At 50.4% G+C, this 16,731-nt stretch carries 16 protein-coding genes; 11 read left to right on the top strand and 5 right to left on the bottom strand.

Going from position 1 to position 16,731, the window contains the following annotated elements:
* Nucleotides 1-135 precede the first annotated feature (135 nt).
* Entirely contained in the window at nucleotides 136-609 is a 474-nt protein-coding gene (locus tag LIW51_RS31050; protein WP_227379903.1) for a DUF7992 family protein, read from the top strand.
* 1,260 nt (nucleotides 610-1,869) lie between these two features.
* On the opposite strand, the gene LIW51_RS31045 is transcribed toward LIW51_RS31050, so the two are convergent.
* Nucleotides 1,870-2,352, bottom strand: a complete 483-nt coding sequence (locus LIW51_RS31045) for an Lrp/AsnC family transcriptional regulator (protein WP_227379902.1) — start codon at nucleotides 2,350-2,352, stop codon at nucleotides 1,870-1,872.
* 67 nt (nucleotides 2,353-2,419) lie between these two features.
* A complete protein-coding gene (locus LIW51_RS31040; RefSeq protein WP_227379901.1) occupies nucleotides 2,420-3,664 on the bottom strand; it encodes a Zn-dependent hydrolase in 1,245 nt (414 codons plus the stop codon).
* Between the two features lie 152 nt (nucleotides 3,665-3,816).
* Between LIW51_RS31040 and LIW51_RS31035 the strand changes: the two genes are divergently transcribed.
* The 10 genes from LIW51_RS31035 to LIW51_RS30990 all read left to right on the top strand — a co-directional run bounded on the left by LIW51_RS31035 (nucleotide 3,817) and on the right by LIW51_RS30990 (nucleotide 13,225).
* On the top strand, nucleotides 3,817-5,103 hold the full coding sequence (locus tag LIW51_RS31035; RefSeq protein ID WP_227379900.1) for an ABC transporter substrate-binding protein: 1,287 nt from the start codon (nucleotides 3,817-3,819) through the stop codon (nucleotides 5,101-5,103).
* 47 nt (nucleotides 5,104-5,150) lie between these two features.
* Nucleotides 5,151-5,582 (top strand): GNAT family N-acetyltransferase, encoded by a 432-nt coding sequence (locus tag LIW51_RS31030; RefSeq protein ID WP_438267479.1) that lies wholly within the window; start codon nucleotides 5,151-5,153, stop codon nucleotides 5,580-5,582.
* A gap of 139 nt (nucleotides 5,583-5,721) precedes the next feature.
* Entirely contained in the window at nucleotides 5,722-7,191 is a 1,470-nt protein-coding gene (locus LIW51_RS31025; RefSeq protein WP_227379899.1) for an amidase, read from the top strand.
* On the top strand, nucleotides 7,191-7,928 hold the full coding sequence (locus tag LIW51_RS31020) for an ABC transporter ATP-binding protein (RefSeq protein WP_227379898.1): 738 nt from the start codon (nucleotides 7,191-7,193) through the stop codon (nucleotides 7,926-7,928). The genes LIW51_RS31025 and LIW51_RS31020 overlap by 1 nt, the downstream gene beginning before the upstream one ends.
* Complete coding sequence (locus tag LIW51_RS31015) at nucleotides 7,891-8,649, top strand: ABC transporter ATP-binding protein (RefSeq protein ID WP_227379897.1); 759 nt, start codon at nucleotides 7,891-7,893, stop codon at nucleotides 8,647-8,649. The genes LIW51_RS31020 and LIW51_RS31015 overlap by 38 nt, the downstream gene beginning before the upstream one ends.
* Nucleotides 8,650-8,730: 81 nt before the next feature.
* Nucleotides 8,731-9,606 (top strand): branched-chain amino acid ABC transporter permease, encoded by an 876-nt coding sequence (locus LIW51_RS31010; RefSeq protein ID WP_227379896.1) that lies wholly within the window; start codon nucleotides 8,731-8,733, stop codon nucleotides 9,604-9,606.
* Nucleotides 9,603-10,595 (top strand): branched-chain amino acid ABC transporter permease, encoded by a 993-nt coding sequence (locus LIW51_RS31005; RefSeq protein ID WP_227379895.1) that lies wholly within the window; start codon nucleotides 9,603-9,605, stop codon nucleotides 10,593-10,595. The genes LIW51_RS31010 and LIW51_RS31005 overlap by 4 nt, the downstream gene beginning before the upstream one ends.
* 148 nt (nucleotides 10,596-10,743) lie before the next feature.
* Nucleotides 10,744-12,033, top strand: coding sequence for an ArgE/DapE family deacylase (locus LIW51_RS31000; protein ID WP_227379894.1), 1,290 nt, complete (start codon nucleotides 10,744-10,746; stop codon nucleotides 12,031-12,033).
* Between the two features lie 79 nt (nucleotides 12,034-12,112).
* The gene (locus LIW51_RS30995) at nucleotides 12,113-12,256 is read left to right on the top strand and encodes a hypothetical protein (RefSeq protein WP_227379893.1); all 144 of its coding nucleotides are present in this window, start codon (nucleotides 12,113-12,115) and stop codon (nucleotides 12,254-12,256) included.
* 615 nt (nucleotides 12,257-12,871) lie between these two features.
* Nucleotides 12,872-13,225 (top strand): hypothetical protein, encoded by a 354-nt coding sequence (locus LIW51_RS30990; RefSeq protein WP_227379892.1) that lies wholly within the window; start codon nucleotides 12,872-12,874, stop codon nucleotides 13,223-13,225.
* Between the two features lie 108 nt (nucleotides 13,226-13,333).
* Here the strand turns inward: LIW51_RS30990 and LIW51_RS30985 are convergent, their stop codons facing one another.
* The 3 genes from LIW51_RS30985 to LIW51_RS30975 are packed head-to-tail and all read right to left on the bottom strand — an operon-like array spanning nucleotide 13,334 to nucleotide 16,311.
* Entirely contained in the window at nucleotides 13,334-15,373 is a 2,040-nt protein-coding gene (locus LIW51_RS30985; RefSeq protein ID WP_438267478.1) for a type B DNA-directed DNA polymerase, read from the bottom strand.
* Nucleotides 15,374-15,377: 4 nt separating this feature from the next.
* Entirely contained in the window at nucleotides 15,378-15,650 is a 273-nt protein-coding gene (locus tag LIW51_RS30980) for a DUF8156 family protein (protein WP_227379891.1), read from the bottom strand.
* On the bottom strand, nucleotides 15,637-16,311 hold the full coding sequence (locus LIW51_RS30975; protein ID WP_227379890.1) for a P-loop NTPase family protein: 675 nt from the start codon (nucleotides 16,309-16,311) through the stop codon (nucleotides 15,637-15,639). Before LIW51_RS30975 ends, LIW51_RS30980 begins: the two co-directional genes overlap by 14 nt.
* Nucleotides 16,312-16,731 lie beyond the last annotated feature (420 nt).

Genomic DNA, 16,731 nt, shown 5'->3' with positions numbered 1-16,731 from the left:
ACTGCTGTCAAGCTCCAAGCGTGACCGATACGCGCCCTCTATCCAGTAACGGGATGTTCTCTTGGGAGAGGCGTCTCATTCCGTCTCATTTGGAACTGCTATAGGCTTTATTGTGTTACCAGTGAAACCATTGGTATGGCGCTCGATATAGAGGTCCCGGAACCACCAGACCTCTCGAACCGAGGAATGCCGCGCGAGTTCGAGTGGCAAGAAGAGACGCTCGGGTCAGAGGACTTCTACCGCGAGGACATCGAAGACCTGCTCCAGGAGGGTGCATGGAAGGAGGGATTCAACGAGTGGACCGAGTACACAAATCTCGATGAAGAGCACGTTCGAATTGTCAGCGACCTCGGCCTGTTCCAAGCGTTCGACTTCTACTGGGACCCAACCGAAGACCGCCTTCGCTTCGACGCCCCAATGATTTCGGACGACTGGAGGGAGCGAAACGCGACTGAATCGCTCGATTCGAGCACGGTTTCAATGATTGACGGTGAGTTAGAGGATCTCGGCCAAACGGTACAAGAGGTACTGGAGGACTACCTCGAACGGAACGACGAAGCGTCAGACTATGGTTGGGGTGAGGAAACATACGGTAAACGCGAGGAGTGATTCCAGTCACTACACCCTGTTCGACGGCGCCAAAGATACAGATTTTCTCAGTAGTAAGCAATCGGCCCTGCTCCTCGATTGCGGTCGGAACGTGCTGACTATGCGCTCTGTATCTTGGACGGTCGCTCCTGACCTACCCGGATCCTTCACTATAGTGTGACTGGTGAAAATCCGCAGCAGTACCTAAATATTATCTGAATGACGCCAAACTCGACTCGGTATACTTCCCCAATTCCTGCTCAATATCTGATTCTCGCCAACCCATTGGCGACAGTACACTCGCTGCGGCACGAATCAACAATTTCCGATAGAACTCGGTATCATACTCGTCCAACTCCTCACTTGCCAACAGCAGTCGCGAGAGCGAGTGCTTTGCATCGTCGACTACCACATACGACACACTCTTACCAGGCGCACGTGCTAACCCCAAATCCGCCGCTCGCTCCAGTGCTGCCACACTTCGCGTCGATTGCGTGTAGTCCTCCCGGTGTTTCGAGACACAATTTGTGATCACCAACTCATTCGGATCGATCGCTCCACGCTCAAGTCGATTAACCCACGACCGTAATTCCTCACAAACAGCTTCTGGATCACGGTCCTCATTCACCGCTCGAATCAACGCTTTCTACGCATCGTCGAGATACGACGGCGTACTCCGTTACCGACACTCGATCCTCCAATACTTGTACTCGTCTATTACAATATTGTAATTGACATCCCCCCAATTGCGTCAGTCGAGGACGACATGATTGAGAATGTGTCGAGTATTCCACACTGACGAGTCAGCAGCTGAATGTCATACTCTAATCATCTATTAGGAACGGTATGCCAGATATAGAGCATGTATTGCACACCAATTCGAAAACTGAGGTCGGTCTTCGCGTACGAACGTTCGACGATCATCATTATTCGTCGCCAGTGGAGGCGTCAGCAGCCGGTACTCCCGTCGCCATCAGCCGTCGGGCGATCACGACGATACCATTGTCGAAGCCTCTCCCAAACACGGCTTTCTTTGTATCATCCCGTCAGTAGTTCTCTTACACCGAACTGTCCAAGATGGTGACCTGATCGATCAGCAGCCGACTGATCGTGATGTTATCCGCTGTTCGGTTGAAGAGCCGTTCAACTACTCTAACCCCAAGACGAACACTTCGGTATTGGGAAGGGCTTCTTGAATCTGGGCACGCAACTGGTCATCATGTTCGAGATTTTGTATATCGCGTTTGTTCACTCAATATTATGCTTCGTCATCAGCATCAGCTACCCTAAGATCTCGATGAGTGTTTCACGATCATAGTTTCGCATGGCATTTGGTTCGTACTTAATTGTCGAAATCACGAATTTGGAGCTAGTTCGCTCAACCCCCTCAATCACCTCGTATTCGTTAATTAAACGCTGAATATGGTCACTGTTGGGAAGATGTGCCACAACGATAAAATCAGTATCACCCATCATGAAATGGACTTCAGAAACACCTTCTATCTCAGAGAGTTCTTCGCCAACGCGTTGTTGATAGTTTGGCTCATACTCTGCGAGAACTTCTGTGATTACAGTGATGTTGAATCCTGCAACTTTCGAATTAAATTCATAGAGATCGTTTTGAAGGACACCTTGCTCTTGGAGCTTGGAAAGTCGATAATGAACAGTTGACTTTGGTATACCAATTTTCTCTCCGATTCGTCGTGGGCTAGGATCACCAAGCTCGAATACTGTCTTGAGAATTTCAATATCACGAGAATCCATTGTCATTGCCTCCCGAATCTGTCTTCAGTCAATATCTTAGTTGTAGAGAGAAGAACATAAACAGCACTCATTGTGACGTCTCCTCTGACTCAGCGAGTTGCAAGACGGTATTGGCAAACACCTCTGCTCCAGCGACGGCATCATCCCACTCGGTGAATTCCTGCTCGTTGTGCGTTTTACCATCGACACTGGGAACAAAGACAAGCCCTGTTTCAGTCAAATCCGCTAAATATGAGGCATCATGACCGGCACCACCGATCATACGTTCATGTGATCGTCCGAGTTCGTTGGCAATGGTATCAAGGCGAGTGCAGATCTGCTGTGAGAATTCTGTATGCGGGATCTTCCATAGTTCCTCGAGATCATACTTGGTTCCCTCCCGAGCACAGGCAGATGATAATTCGGCTTCGATCTGATCGATACCACGATTGACAACTTCATTATCGTAGGAACGGAGATCGATAGTAAAACTGGTTTTGGATGGAATTACGTTCACCGAGTTGGGTTCGACGATCAATTCTCCAACAGTCGTTACCACATCGTCTGCAAGATGGGTACTTAGGCGTCGAACCCCCGTAACCACGTCTGCTGCTGCGACCAGTGAATCTGATCGAGTATGCATTGGTGAGGGGCCAGCATGATCGGCTTCACCGTAGATCGTTGCTTCGAGCCATGCCATACCAAGAATTCCTTCGACAATTCCAATTTCTCGTCCATGCTCTTCGAGCACCGGGCCTTGCTCTACATGAAGCTCTAAGTACGCATGAGGAATCTCATTCGGGTCACATGGAGTGGTGCCATCATAACCGATTTCTTTAAGTGCATCTTCAACAGTTGTTCCCTGCTCATCGGTGGTGGAGAGGATTTTATCGACGTCATGTATGCCAACCCAGGCACCACTCCCCATCAACGCTGGTTTAAAGCGCGATCCTTCTTCATTCGTCCAATTGACGATCTCGACAGGACGTTGCGTTTCTATGTCCGAATCATCGAAGGCTCGAATAGTCTCAAGGGCTGTGAGAACACCGAGTTGTCCATCATATCGTCCGCCTTTTGGCTGTGAGTCTAAATGAGAGCCGATAAGAATTGGGGCCGCTGCTTGATCAGCGCCTGGCAGGCGTCCGAAAATATTCCCAACTTCATCAATACGGACAGACAATCCAAGCGCCTCTAAATCCGAGACGAACTCATCTCTCACCTCTCCATCGGTTGTCGACAGTGCTAATCGGTGAAGACCATCATTCGCCGTCCCACCGATTTTTGAGTACCGTTCGAACGTTTCGCGAAATCTTTTCGAATTGATTTCCAACATATGCGTGGTAATCTCACTCTCTCTACTTACATCTTGTCTAGAACAGCTTCTAATTCTCGAACAGAGTCCCGTTGCTGAAATCAAGATTGGGACAAATTGCCATCCTAACCAGTAATTATTTATATCCCGTCTCTGAGTACAGTACCATGAGTATGAGCAACACGTCGCGTGCCAACACACGCCGGGGATTTCTCCGTGTTTGTGGGGCAGGAGCTGTTGGAGCATTAGCTGGATGTCTCAAAGGGTTTGGAGGAGGCGGAAGCAAAGGCGAAGGTGGCCTGAAAATCGGGTTTTACGGGCCATTTTCGGGGCCAGCTTCAAACATAGGGCAACAAAAGAAGATGGCAGCGAATCTTGCCCGTGAGATGATAAACAAAGACGGTGGTGTTGGTGGCCAGGATATTACACTGGCATTCGGAGATTCAGAATCACAACCATCAGGAGGTCGGAACGAAGTTAGTCGGCTTATTCAAGAAGAACAAGTCGATGCAATGGGTGGTGGATTTCACAGCGACGTCGCACTGACAACAATTGATGTGACCAACCAACATGATGTGCCACAGATCATCGACGAAGCGGTGTCGAGTGAAATAGTTGCGAAAATCAACAAAAACGACCTCACAAATGTCTTTAAGACGGCACCCCCCTCGGAAGCGTATGCCGTAGGGTGGCGACAGCTCATCTCTCAATTTCAAAAACAAAAGATCGGCTATTTCCCATATCAAAGTAAGAAAATCGCGTTGATTGGCGAAGACACGTCATATGGGCTCTCCATCATGGATTTGATGAAAGACGAGTTGAATAAAATTGGATGGAATGTCATTTCGGAAGATGAAGTTGGATTAGACGAAACCGACTTTACCTCTCTCCTTTCGCGAATCAAGCAGAATAACCCAGATATCGTATGGGGCGTCCAAACATCATCATCCGGTGCTGGTAACCTTGCAAAGCAGTTTGCTGGAGCAGGGTTTGAAAACACACATTTTTTCCACAACTATGGGCTTACGATCGAACAAGCACGGAAGACAGCTGGTAACGCCGCGAATGGGGCGATTACACTACTGAATGCAGGTCGTGTCGATAAATTGCTCAAACAACAAGGAGTGCTCCAGGCATGGAATAATAAATACGATGCTGAAATGACTGGGAGTGCAGCGCTCTCATATCAAAATATCAAACTAATTGCAGAGTATGTCCGTTCGTTCAATGATTTAGAGGCATTTAGATCGGCAAGTAATGATCAGTGGGCCAACAAAGTCCTCAATCATAATCCGATCAAAGGAGGAACTGGTTATATCAAATACCAGAAAAACCATCAAGCAGCATGGGGAAGCCCAGAAACACAGTCTGCACTTGGCTATCAAATCATCGATGGAAACCTCAATTTCGTCTGGCCTCCGAAGCTAGCAGCGAAACAAATCGACGGGAGTGTCTACTAACACAATGAAAGAATTGAGCATAGTAGTTGACTTTCTCCCCTTAGTAGGTGATCAAAGTGGATATTCGGCATGCTGAAACAGCCAAGGAACGTCGAGAAGCCTTCCCTATCCTTCGGGAGCTACGATCTCATCTCACTGAAGACTCATTCGATGATCTATATGCTGAGATGGTCGATGAAGGGTATCGACTCTTCGTAGGCTATGAAGAGAGTGACCCAGTTGCAGTTGCTGGCGTTACAATCTCAGCGAATTTTTATTTGGGGCGACATGCGTACGTCTATGACCTCGTAACAACCGAATCGCGTCGTTCTGAAGGATTTGGTGAGCAACTTCTGTCGTTCGTACACGATTGGGCTAAACAACAGGGATGCGCTGCTGTTGAACTCGAATCAGGACTGTGGCGAGACGACGCTCATCGGTTTTATGAGCAGCTGGGATACGAAAAATACTGTTACTCATTCAAATATGATCTCGACTAAGTCAGCACCTAGAAAGACTCTGTCCAAGTTTGAACGAGAAATAGTGCCTGGTGGATCCCACAAATGGTCACGAAACCCTGTCAGTAGACGAATTGTCACGGGATGGGGGTTCACGCAATGATAACGGAGGCTGATTCGAATGAGTGATGACTTGTGTTTCACCCCTGCTACTGAACTTGCAGACCGTATTCAGACAGGTGATCTTTCCCCTGTTACTGTCATTGATGCATTCCTTGATCGGATTGATCGGATCAACGACCACCTCACAGCCTACGTCACAGTTTGTGAAGAGAGCGCTCGCTCGGAGGCAGTGTTAGCCGAGCAAGCCGTTGAACGAGGTGATAAACTGGGCCCACTCCATGGTATTCCAATCGCCATCAAAGATCTCACTCGAGTCAACGGAGTTCGCACAACGTTTGGTTCGCCTTCGTTTGCCGAATATATCCCTACCGCTGATGATACAGTTGTTACACGGCTGCGAGACGCAGGGGCGATCATCCTCGGAAAAACAAATACACCCGAATTCGGTCGCAAAACCGTAACTGAAAATCCGGTTTTCGGAGCATCAACCAACCCATGGGATCTCACACGTACAACTGGTGGCTCATCCGGTGGCAGCGCCGCGGCTGTTGCTGCAGGACTTGCACCGCTCGCACTTGGGTCTGATGCAGCAGGTTCGATACGAATCCCATCCAGTGCCTGCGGTGTATATGGATTGATGCCTGATTTTGGTCGAGTACCACACGGTTCGTCCAATGTAGACGCATACGAAAACAGCTTACCGTACACGTACCTCGGACCAATTGCTCGGACGGTGGGTGATGCAGCGTTGATGATGGATGTGATCACTGGCCCTGATTCGAATGATCCATTCAGTCTTCCAGAGACTAATACATCGTATCGAGACAGTCTCGAGGAAGAAATTTCGAATCTGTCAATTGGGTATTCGATTGACTTCGGTGAATCAGTTATCAGCACAGAGGTTCAGAGTGCAGTAGAAAGCGCACTCGAACGTCTCTCACAGACCAGTGCAATTGTTGAAGCGGCAAATATCTCGTTTGAAGGAACATGGGAAGAACGACACGATGCACTTGAACTGATTCTCCAATCCCGGTATGTTGGACTCTACGAGAATCTAAAGCGAGATCCAGACATCGATCTACTTGCAGATGATACCGAGGTCACCCCAGAAGTTCGCTCTCGCATTCAGAAGGGTCTTCAAATCGGTACTCGAGAACTCGCCGAAGCACGGCGGGTTAGAACCTCAATATTCCGGGAAATCCAAGAGGCAGTTTCTCACTTCGACATCCTTGCAACGCCAACACTTGGACGAACCGCGTTTGAGCTAGATACAGATCACCCCACTGTCGACGGCGTCACGGTGCATCCAATGCATGGATGGACTCTCACGTGGCTCCTTAACTTGAGTGGAAATCCAGCTGCGTCAGTACCAATTGGATTCTCAGACGAGGGACTCCCAATCGGAATGCAATTGATTGGATCTCGCTTCGATGACCAAACCGTACTCATGGCCAGTTCATTTGTTGAACAAACACTGCCCTGGGATGGATTCTATCCGCCAACAGCTATCACGGAGAGTGACGAGTAATGTCAGGACAGACTCGACACGTAAACGGAAAGCAGGTCCTTGCAACAGATGGCCTCAAGAAGGCATTTGGAGGTGTGATGGCAGTCGATGGTCTCGACATGTCGATTAAATCCGGCGAGTTAGTCGGATTAATTGGCCCAAATGGATCCGGAAAGACGACAACACTGAATCTCATCACCGGATTTCTATCGCCGAGCGAAGGAGAAATCGTATTCGATGGCGAGGACATCACGACCAAGAAACCATATGAGGTATCCACACTTGGTGTCGGTCGAACATTCCAGATTTCGAAGCCATTCGGACGACTAACCGTCGTAGAAAATATGATGGTTCCAAATGTGTCGGTGGAACCGGATGAGCGTGACGAACGGATCTGGGAACTACTGGAAGAGTTGCATCTTGATCAGGTTGCTGAAAACCGTGCTGATGAACTCAGCGGAGGACAAAAGAAACTCCTCGAACTTGCTCGTGTGCTAATGCTCGAGCCAGAGCTGATCCTTCTCGATGAGCCGGCTGCGGGTGTCAATCCAGCACTTATGGATGAGATTATCGCAGACATCAAACGAATCAACAGTCGAGGAACCGCTATTCTCGTAATTGAACACGATATGTCAGTTATCAGTGAACTTTGTGAACGGGTTATTGTTATGAACGCCGGACGACAGGTGATGACAGGGACATTTGAAGAGGTTCAAGCTGATGACCAAGTTCGTGAAGCCTATCTCGGGGGGACATAACGTGTCTTTAGTCAATTTAGAGTCAGTCAATACAGGGTATGATGAAAACCAGGTGCTACATGATATTACCCTCGATATTGAACTTGACCGTGTCAACTGTATTATTGGCCCAAATGGATCTGGCAAATCAACGCTTCTAAAAACGATTTGTGGACTTGTTGAGGTTTGGGATGGGTTGATTCGGATTCGAGACCATGATGTGACAAACGCCCATCCACATGACGTTATCGAACAGGGGGCAATCATGCTACCCCAAGGCGGAAATGTCTTTCCGGAGATGACGGTCCAAGAAAATCTTCGGATTGGAGCCTTCTTAGTCGATGATAAGGAGTTTTTGGAGAATCAATATGAGACAGTGTTCGAGATGTTTCCGGTTCTCAAGGAGAAACGGAGCCAACGAGCTGGAGAACTCAGCGGTGGCCAACAAATGATGGTCGCGTTTGGCCGTGCACTGATGTCAGATCCGAAAATCTTGCTCCTCGACGAACCGAGTGCAGGACTTGCTCCAGATCTCGTTGAACTTGTCTTTGAACAAGTAGCCAGGCTCAAAGAGGAAGGACGAGATATGATAATTGTCGAGCAAAATATTCGAAAAGTCCTCAACACCGCTGAGTACGTGTACGTCCTTGATCAGGGAAGAGTCGTGTTCGAAGGGTGGACAGATGAACTACAGAATGAGGATGAAATCATGAAAATGTACATTGGAGAGCGTCACAAATGAACTGGCAAATAGATGATCTAATCATAGACATCTACAAGGTGGAGAGTGCTCACGCAGTAGTGAGCAGGAGCGTGAGCTAATATGGTCAGTCTTGAACTCGTTGTACAGCAAATCGTTAATGGAGTATTCTTTGGTGGGCAACTTGCACTGATCGCGGTTGGGCTGACTCTTATTTGGGGTGTCGCTCGTGTCCTCAACTTTTCCCATGGAGCGATGTTTATGATCGGCGGATTTGTCGGGTTTTTCGCTCTGAGGATATCTGGCAGTATTTTCGTGGCGATTCTCAGTGCGATTCTCGTCGTTTTCATCGTTGGGTGGATTATCGAATATTCACTGATCGAGCCATTGCGGGATCGAGAGGAGTTCGATATCGCTTCAATGGTGATCACACTCGGGTTTGCGATTTTCATTGAAAACACGATTCTCGTGGGGATCGGCTCAAGTCGGCGGGCATTTCCACAGATAACAAATGCAGCATGGGAAATAGCGGGGATAACCGTGAATGCACAGCGGCTTCTGATCTTTTTGATCTCGGTTGTTGCGCTAAGCCTGCTTTTTTTGGTCATCACGCGAACGAAATTGGGGCTCGCTATTCGGGCAGTCTCGCAGGATAGTCAAACAGCACTCCTCATGGGGGTACGCCCGAAACGAATCTATGCGATTACCTTCGGCGTGAGCGCAGCTCTTGCGGGGCTAGCAGGAGTGCTGCTTGCACCACTCTTTGCGATCTATCCATCAGTCGGATGGTATCCATTTCTGCTCGCGTTTATCGTCGTGATGGTCGGTGGGCTTGGGAGTGTCCGTGGAACACTTATAGCGGCGATAGGGCTTGCGGTGATTCGGAGTATCAGCATGATCTGGGTAGCGAGCGAAACGGCAATGATCATCCTCTTTGTGATCATGATCGTCATTCTAGTCGCCACGCCGGACGGTATCGGAGGGTGGATCAGCGGATGATTGCCCAATCACTCCGTGCTGCGTTCGAACGAACTACGACGCGACTCAGAGAAGACGCCCGAACTCGAAATGGGGTACTCTTCCTTCTTGGTGGATTCATTGCTGCGATTGCTCCACTGATCTTTACATCCTATGGGATTGAGATCCTCATGCAGCTATTCATAATCGTGCTATTGGTTGGGAGTTGGATTTTCATTGCAGGGTACTTTGGGATCTTCACGTTCGCCCACGTTGCATTGTATGGCGTTGGAGCGTATGCAGCGGTACTGTTTGCGGGAGAACTTGGCGTACCGCCACTTGTATCGATCCTCATCGCAGGGCTTGCAGCAAGTGTGTTCTGCCTTCCGATCGCGTATCCAGTACTGCGACTCAAGGGTGCCTATGTCGGGATGGTGACGTTGGCCTATGCAGAAATCATCTACCGAGGAACAATCATTCTTCGGGATGTGACCGGCGGTCCGACAGGGTATACGAATTTCTCACCCCTCTTCGGTGGCGATCAGCTGCTCATGTATTACTTCGTCGTGGGTATCGTCGTGTTACTCATGGGTGTTCAATACGGGTTTCTTGTAAACCGGTTTGGGCTCGTTGCCCGTGCAATTCGCGAATCAGAAGAAGCTGCAGAAATGCTCGGGAATAACGTCCCACGCTATAAGCTCTCTGGGTTCATCATTGGATCAGCAATCGCTGGTGTTGCTGGTGCACTGCAAGCATATACACTGCTCATTATCTCGCCGCCGATGCTCCAACTGTCCCAGATGATTGAGGTAATGGCAATGGGTATCATTGGGGGACCACGGATGATCGGTGGTGCCATTTTTGGCGGCGTTGCTGTCTTTGGTCTCTCAGAAATGCTTCGTGATGTCGGCGAAGTTCGGCTGATCATTTGGGGAGCGTTGTTGGTCATCGTGACACTGTTCTTCCCGAATGGGCTTGCAGGGAGTGACTTCGGAATTCGATCCCGTTTCCAAGAGTTGTTCGACCGATGAGGATGGGATTTCGAATCAGTGGTTATACTCGGTTCGGAGGAGAGTGTTGGCCGCCGCCATGTGACTTGTAATTAGATACCATTGCCTGTTGAACAGCGAGGAGAGCTAGCAACGAAGAACTACGATCAACACTCACGATACACAAATAATGTCCACTAAAGCTACACTCGAAGAAACGATCGACTCCAAAGAATCGGATCTCATAGAATTGGTAACTGAACTCGTCGAGGCCCAAACGGTAACCGGCAACGAAAAGCCTGGACAAGCCGTTGTTATTGACCGGCTTGAGTCGATTGGCTACCAACCAGATGTCTGGGAACCATCGCCAGACGAACTCACAGATCACGAGGGGTATTTTCAAACTTCCTCGTACGACGCTGTTGGATACGACGGACGACCAAATGTCGCTGTCCGAATCGAGGGTGGTGATGGGCCAACACTCACGCTCGGTGGCCATATCGATGTTGTTGATGTGACCGAAAGCGAGTGGGAGCGAGAACCGTGGACGGTTACTCAAGAGGGAGACACTCTTTATGGACGCGGGGTGGCCGACATGAAGGGGGGATTGGCAGCCGTTCTGCTTGCGATCGAAGCACTTGAGAATAGTGGGGTAGAACTCGGTGGCGATCTCATCTTCCAAAGCACTATTGAGGAAGAGGATGGTGGCATTGGTGGTGCTTTGTCAACCCTCGAACGCGGCTACGTCCCTGATGCAGCCGTAATTGCTGAACCATTCAACATCCCGAATATTGGCATCGCGAGTGCAGGAGTCATGTATTTCCGAGTGGAGGTGCCTGGAAAAAGCGTTCATGCTGCATGGGGACATCAAGGCGTCAATGCAATTGGCAATGCAACGAAAATCTACCATGCGATTGAAGAGCTCGATCAACAACGAAAAGCCGAGATTGACTATGAGCCTGCCTATCAAAGTGATCCAGATCTCGAAGGGAACGTAACGAATATCAATATCGGCATGATTGAAGCTGGCGATTGGCCATCGACTCTCCCAGGAAAGGCGATTCTTCAGGGCCGTGTCGGGTGGCCACCAGGTGAAAGTCGCAAAGACGTGCGAGAACAGATCGAGAGTGCGATTCAAGAGGTAGCAAATGATGATCCATGGCTCAAAGACAATCAGCCATTAATCGAGTGGTTTGGATGGCAGGCTGTCCCACATGAAATCAGTCCAGATGCTGAAATCGCACAGATCTCAAAGCAGAATGCCGAACGGATTACGGAACAGTCTGGTTCCTTTGTGGGCGGCAATGCAGCGCTCGATGAGCGATTCTACGCACTCTACTACGATATTAATGCAGTTTCAGTCGGTCCAGAGGGGTGGAATCTCCACGGTGCCGATGAGCATACTACGGTTCCTGCATTGCTTGAGACAGCAAAAACGATTGCTGGGATTGCTGTTGACTATTGTGGCGTAGACGACTGAGTAGTATTCCATTCTCGCTCTCAGCTATTTATGAATAGTGTAGATAATTGATCAGACGAAATAGTCCACTCAGTTGTCCATGACGGTCATCGAGTACACGCACACCGCCAGTGACACGACCGCGCGTTGTATCGGGACGCTTACCACCATCGCTCACTTTCCGCGCCTCTCCACGCCCGATGACGACGCTGTAGCCCCAGCGGAGGTGCGTGCCAATGAGTAACACCATCGCTTCCGGAGCGTCCAGTACTTACCACTACGATTCCACGTTTACAATTAGTGAACGACAGGTCTCCGCTCATTAAGATTACCAACACTTAATGACATTTCCGAGCCAAATCAGATAGTCAACGATGAGAATCAACAATAAGAGTTGATTCAGAAACATTATACTACAACCATTATATTTTCACAGGAAATTGCTATTTGCCTGTCTAGCCTGAAATGTCTCCGAAAACGATTATTTCCTCCGTTAAGGTGGATACTAGTGAAATGAATATACGCACTTCTTGGTCATTTTCTATAGCGTGCCAAAATACAGATATTATGTCCGAATCGACAAGCATGCTGGGACCCCCAGCTGGCAGTCACGTTAGTCTTAACTCGAATTACCATCAAACGGAGAATCGCGTTGAAATGGATCCTCAAAATTGCATCTCAAAAGCTCATCCTAAAACAACTGAACGATAAGGGGGGTTCAAATTGAACCTCGTAGTTGGCAGACACTAGACGGACAGGGTTTCCAAAAATCATCATTTCGGCCGTCTAATTGCACGGAAGATCCGTGAATGGTGAGGTCGTTGTGTGGTTTGAACCCTCCGTCACTACTGAGCTAACCATGAAGAAAACACTCAGAATACTGATCGCGATGGCGGTCGCCAGCACCGTATTGTTCGGCGGCGTCATCGGTAGTGCAGCCGCACAAGACGGTATAGACGTACAGGACCAAGATATCGACCAGGATGCCACCGCTGTGGTCGCACAGGATCAGGACGTTTCCCAAACAAATGTGAACGTCCAGGACGACGCGACTGCTGTCTCGGCCGCTGCCTGGAAGTCATGTTCCGGTGACGCCACCGCCGTTCAAGCGAGTAGCCAGTCCAACGAAAACTCTCAGGTCGGTGTCGCGGATGCTTCGAACGAAGCTGAACAAGAACAGAAAATCGACGTCAGTCTCGGTCTCCTGATTTAAGCTGTCGATCTCTGAATCACGCTCAGTGATTTTCAGCCGAAATTTACTTTTTCACACCGTCGACCCCCAGTGACAACACTGTGCTCTAACTCCTGCTCGATGTCTGATTCACGCTACCCAAGCGGCGACCAATACACTCGCTGCTGCACGAATCAGCAACTCTCGATAAAACCCGACATCATACTCGTCCAACTCCTTACTCGCTAACTGCACCCGCTCACGCGACTGCTTTACATCGTCAACCACCATATACGACACACTCCGACCAGGCGCACGCGACAACCCCAGATCTGCCGCCCGCTCTAATGCCGCCACACTCCGCGTGGACTGCGTGTAGTCCTCTCGCTTTTTCGAAACACGATTCGTGATTACCAACTCATTCGGATCGACCGCCCCACGCTCCAGTCGATCAATCCACGACCGCAGTTCCTCATAAACCGCCTCTGGGTCACGATACTCATTCACTGCTCGAATCAACGCTTTCTGCGCCTCGTCGATGTACGACGGCGAACTCCGCTGACGGCACTCGATGCCCCAATACTTGTACTCGTCTTCCCCAGCAACCTTCCCGAAGTACTTCGTCAACGCGCCAGCATCCGAATCCCGTAACGGAACGAACGCAATCCAGTCGTAGTGTGCTTCGTGTTCGAGCCGAATCTCCACTTGCTTAGAAATCTCCGATGCGAGCTCGGACAGCGACGTCTGGTCCTCTCCCTCGATCGGCGTCACCCACACGCTATCGACAATGCCATGCACAATCCGCCAGCCATGCTCCTCGAGGACTGCTTTCGTCTCTAACAGAATCTCTCGGGCGTACGCGTTGATCGCTTCGTGGCACTCAATGCGTCCGAACTTCGCATTCGAAAAGCCCTGGTAGCCGAAACACGACACCAAAATCCACTTGATCGCACTGGATTGGCCTTCCAATTCCTTGCGACGAGCCTCATCCTCCGTCTCTTGAAGCTCGGCTTTGATCGCATCGCGATCTTCGATCAACGGCTCAAGTACATCCGGAAGATACCCACGCTCGTCACAAATCGAATACCCGATGCCCGGTACGTCCTCCCGACCAGCATGGCACTCACACCGGATCTTTTCGGGACTCACGTTCCGTGTGACGATGATATTCGGATACAACGAGGAGAAGTCGAGTTCATGAACTTCTTCATGCAGGCCGACGCCCGGTGAAAACGTGAACCCACCCCGGTCGGCATCGTGGAGTTGACGCATCGTTTTGAACTTCTCGTGACGCCACGAACGCCACGGGACCAAAACATCACGCTCACGGGCTTCCTGTATCTGAATCCCGGTCAAAATGTTCCCGATCGACGACCATGCCAACTCCAGCAATGGCTTGCCCGACTTTGCAACGAGATACAGACAGCCATCGAGATTCGTCTGATTCCACATGAACGTATTCGAGCCGTCGATGATCACCCGCCCCGGGAGATTGTAGCGTGCTGGAGAGTGTCGGACTTGCCCGTAGCTTTCGTAGGTCGATTCGCCCGCCAGCTGCTGCCATCCAGATCGCCGTCCAAGCTGGAACTCTACATCGAGCCGATCGGCCTGCTGGAAGAGAACTGGAATGAGGTCGCTCGTATTCAGGAACAGAACGTCGGGGTCAACCGACTCTACTCGATCCGATAGCGTTGCTAACACGCCCGCACCACTCCCAGTCACCACCTCATCGTCGATCGTGAGTTCGGTAACTCTCCTACTCGCGAGTTCTGTCTCTGACACAGCAATCTGCATCTCCGAGAGTTCGTGGGTCGGCAGTGGATCGATCCCCTGTTCGAGGCAGTACCGAAACTCCCGCGAAAAATCGACGTTGTAACAGCGATACTCACCGGGGGAACCCCATTTGCTCACCATTCGCGCCACCGAGGTAATCGCTTTGAGGTTGACCACATCCACCTGAAGCACTTGTTCGGGATCGTGCCGAAAACTCACGCGTTCATCAACAACAGCAACCTGCACAACGGAAGGATGGTCTCGAAGTGCGGCACGTGCCGTGGAAAAGTCGCCATCATCATGTACCGACACGTAGATCGTTGGCGTGTACGATTCATCCACTTCACAGTTCACACCTGTCTCGGTCACCGACCAAGTGAGCACGTCGCCGTCGACGTAGTCGATTTTATACACCATCGTCTCATCCCCGATTGTTCAAATCGTTCTCTAAGTGATCGAGTCGGTCTTCCAAGTCCTCCAGTTGTTTTTGCTGTTCGATCACCATCGAGATGAGCGCTGGTATCTCGACGAACTGGTGGTTCTGGAGCCCACTCGCGTCGGCATGAGCCCGAGCATATTCGAAGAGTTGATCGAACACAGCCTGGTCAGCGTGTCGGAGTGCCCGCCTATACTCTTGCCACCGTGACTCCATCGCCCGGAGCAAATCACGATACGTTGCGTTAGTGCGCCCCATTCGCGCTCACCTCCGGTGAAACGTCAGCATCAACGATCGCCGGATGCCGATTGGCGAGAATACGCTTCCAATACGCGAGTGTCGTTTGCACCATCCCATTCTCAAGTGGATAGACCAACGTCTCGTACTCCTCGCCTGCGAACCGCGGCCCAAACTGAGTTTGCTCACACCGAATCGTCTGATCGGCGATGTCGCGAATCGGTGCTGTCAGCGTATCGTCTGTCTGCAACGTCAAAAGTACCGGAATCTCAAATCGTTCGGCAAGTGCTTGGGCCCGCTGGGCCACGCTCGAGAGCATCCGTCTATCGTCACCCGGCGGAAGATCTTCTGACCGGTAGAACCAGTCAAGAGCCGGGAGGACGGCAATCGTGGTCTCGGCCGAGAGTTCGCCAGCAAGATCCTGCACGAGACTCTGGTGTTGCCACGGAGTGAACGCTCGCGCGATGTGAATCCGATCAAGAACGCGCATTGAAGGAGTGACTCGCGTCAGTGGGTGCGTCGTTCCGTGCCCGTGAGCATCGATCCAGATGGCTGAGCCCTGATCGAGGAGCAATTGGTCGAGCACGAGTGATTGGAGTGACCCAGTCATGCGCTCGTCGGTTTTGAGCAGCGTGATTCCGGAGTCAAGTGAGGGAAGTTCTGGTGGCGTCTGGCGCATCATCACAGGTGGTATTTCTCTGGGGTTTCAGATAGGCAAGCCAGGGTCGTTTCCAATGCTTCCAATACAGGAACGACCCTCCTCAACCAGTGCGAGTGACTGCCGTGCTGGGCGCCATAGCAACGCGAGAATACTCACTATGCAATTGTTGGTGTAGACTGGTGCACTTCATCGGTAGAAACCTGCCGGAAGCTCGAGATATCCCCGGACGTTTGGCCAGTTTGAGTTCCACATTCCGTTTGCAAAATCTCGATGAGGGCGTGATGATGTCGAATAAATTGGTCGACGGAGTCGGTGGTGAATTTCACGCCGCTTTTAGGCCAGTTCGAAGAGGGGTGTAGATGGTTCGATTCCTCCTAAGCTAACGGCGTTGTGCCCGAATCTGCTACAGTCAGTCACGATTCGAGATGCCAGACAGTGATC

It is taken from the genome of Haladaptatus halobius (assembly GCF_020618475.1).
GTDB lineage: Archaea > Halobacteriota > Halobacteria > Halobacteriales > Haladaptataceae > Haladaptatus > Haladaptatus halobius.
Note: the sequence above shows the minus strand (reverse complement) of the source record. Positions and strands in the feature narration are given on the sequence as shown.

Coding starts and splice junctions, on each gene's coding strand:
- LIW51_RS30975 (WP_227379890.1), bottom strand. CDS start 16,311: ATGATGCGCCAGACGCCACCAGAACTTCCCTCACTTGACTCCGGAATC.
- LIW51_RS30980 (WP_227379891.1), bottom strand. CDS start 15,650: ATGGGGCGCACTAACGCAACGTATCGTGATTTGCTCCGGGCGATGGAG.
- LIW51_RS30990 (WP_227379892.1), top strand. CDS start 12,872: ATGAAGAAAACACTCAGAATACTGATCGCGATGGCGGTCGCCAGCACC.
- LIW51_RS31000 (WP_227379894.1), top strand. CDS start 10,744: ATGTCCACTAAAGCTACACTCGAAGAAACGATCGACTCCAAAGAATCG.
- LIW51_RS31010 (WP_227379896.1), top strand. CDS start 8,731: ATGGTCAGTCTTGAACTCGTTGTACAGCAAATCGTTAATGGAGTATTC.
- LIW51_RS31015 (WP_227379897.1), top strand. CDS start 7,891: ATGACCAAGTTCGTGAAGCCTATCTCGGGGGGACATAACGTGTCTTTA.
- LIW51_RS30995 (WP_227379893.1), top strand. CDS start 12,113: ATGACGGTCATCGAGTACACGCACACCGCCAGTGACACGACCGCGCGT.
- LIW51_RS31005 (WP_227379895.1), top strand. CDS start 9,603: ATGATTGCCCAATCACTCCGTGCTGCGTTCGAACGAACTACGACGCGA.
- LIW51_RS31035 (WP_227379900.1), top strand. CDS start 3,817: ATGAGCAACACGTCGCGTGCCAACACACGCCGGGGATTTCTCCGTGTT.
- LIW51_RS31045 (WP_227379902.1), bottom strand. CDS start 2,352: ATGGATTCTCGTGATATTGAAATTCTCAAGACAGTATTCGAGCTTGGT.
- LIW51_RS31050 (WP_227379903.1), top strand. CDS start 136: ATGGCGCTCGATATAGAGGTCCCGGAACCACCAGACCTCTCGAACCGA.
- LIW51_RS31025 (WP_227379899.1), top strand. CDS start 5,722: ATGAGTGATGACTTGTGTTTCACCCCTGCTACTGAACTTGCAGACCGT.
- LIW51_RS31040 (WP_227379901.1), bottom strand. CDS start 3,664: ATGTTGGAAATCAATTCGAAAAGATTTCGCGAAACGTTCGAACGGTAC.
- LIW51_RS31020 (WP_227379898.1), top strand. CDS start 7,191: ATGTCAGGACAGACTCGACACGTAAACGGAAAGCAGGTCCTTGCAACA.
- LIW51_RS30985 (WP_438267478.1), bottom strand. CDS start 15,373: ATGGTGTATAAAATCGACTACGTCGACGGCGACGTGCTCACTTGGTCG.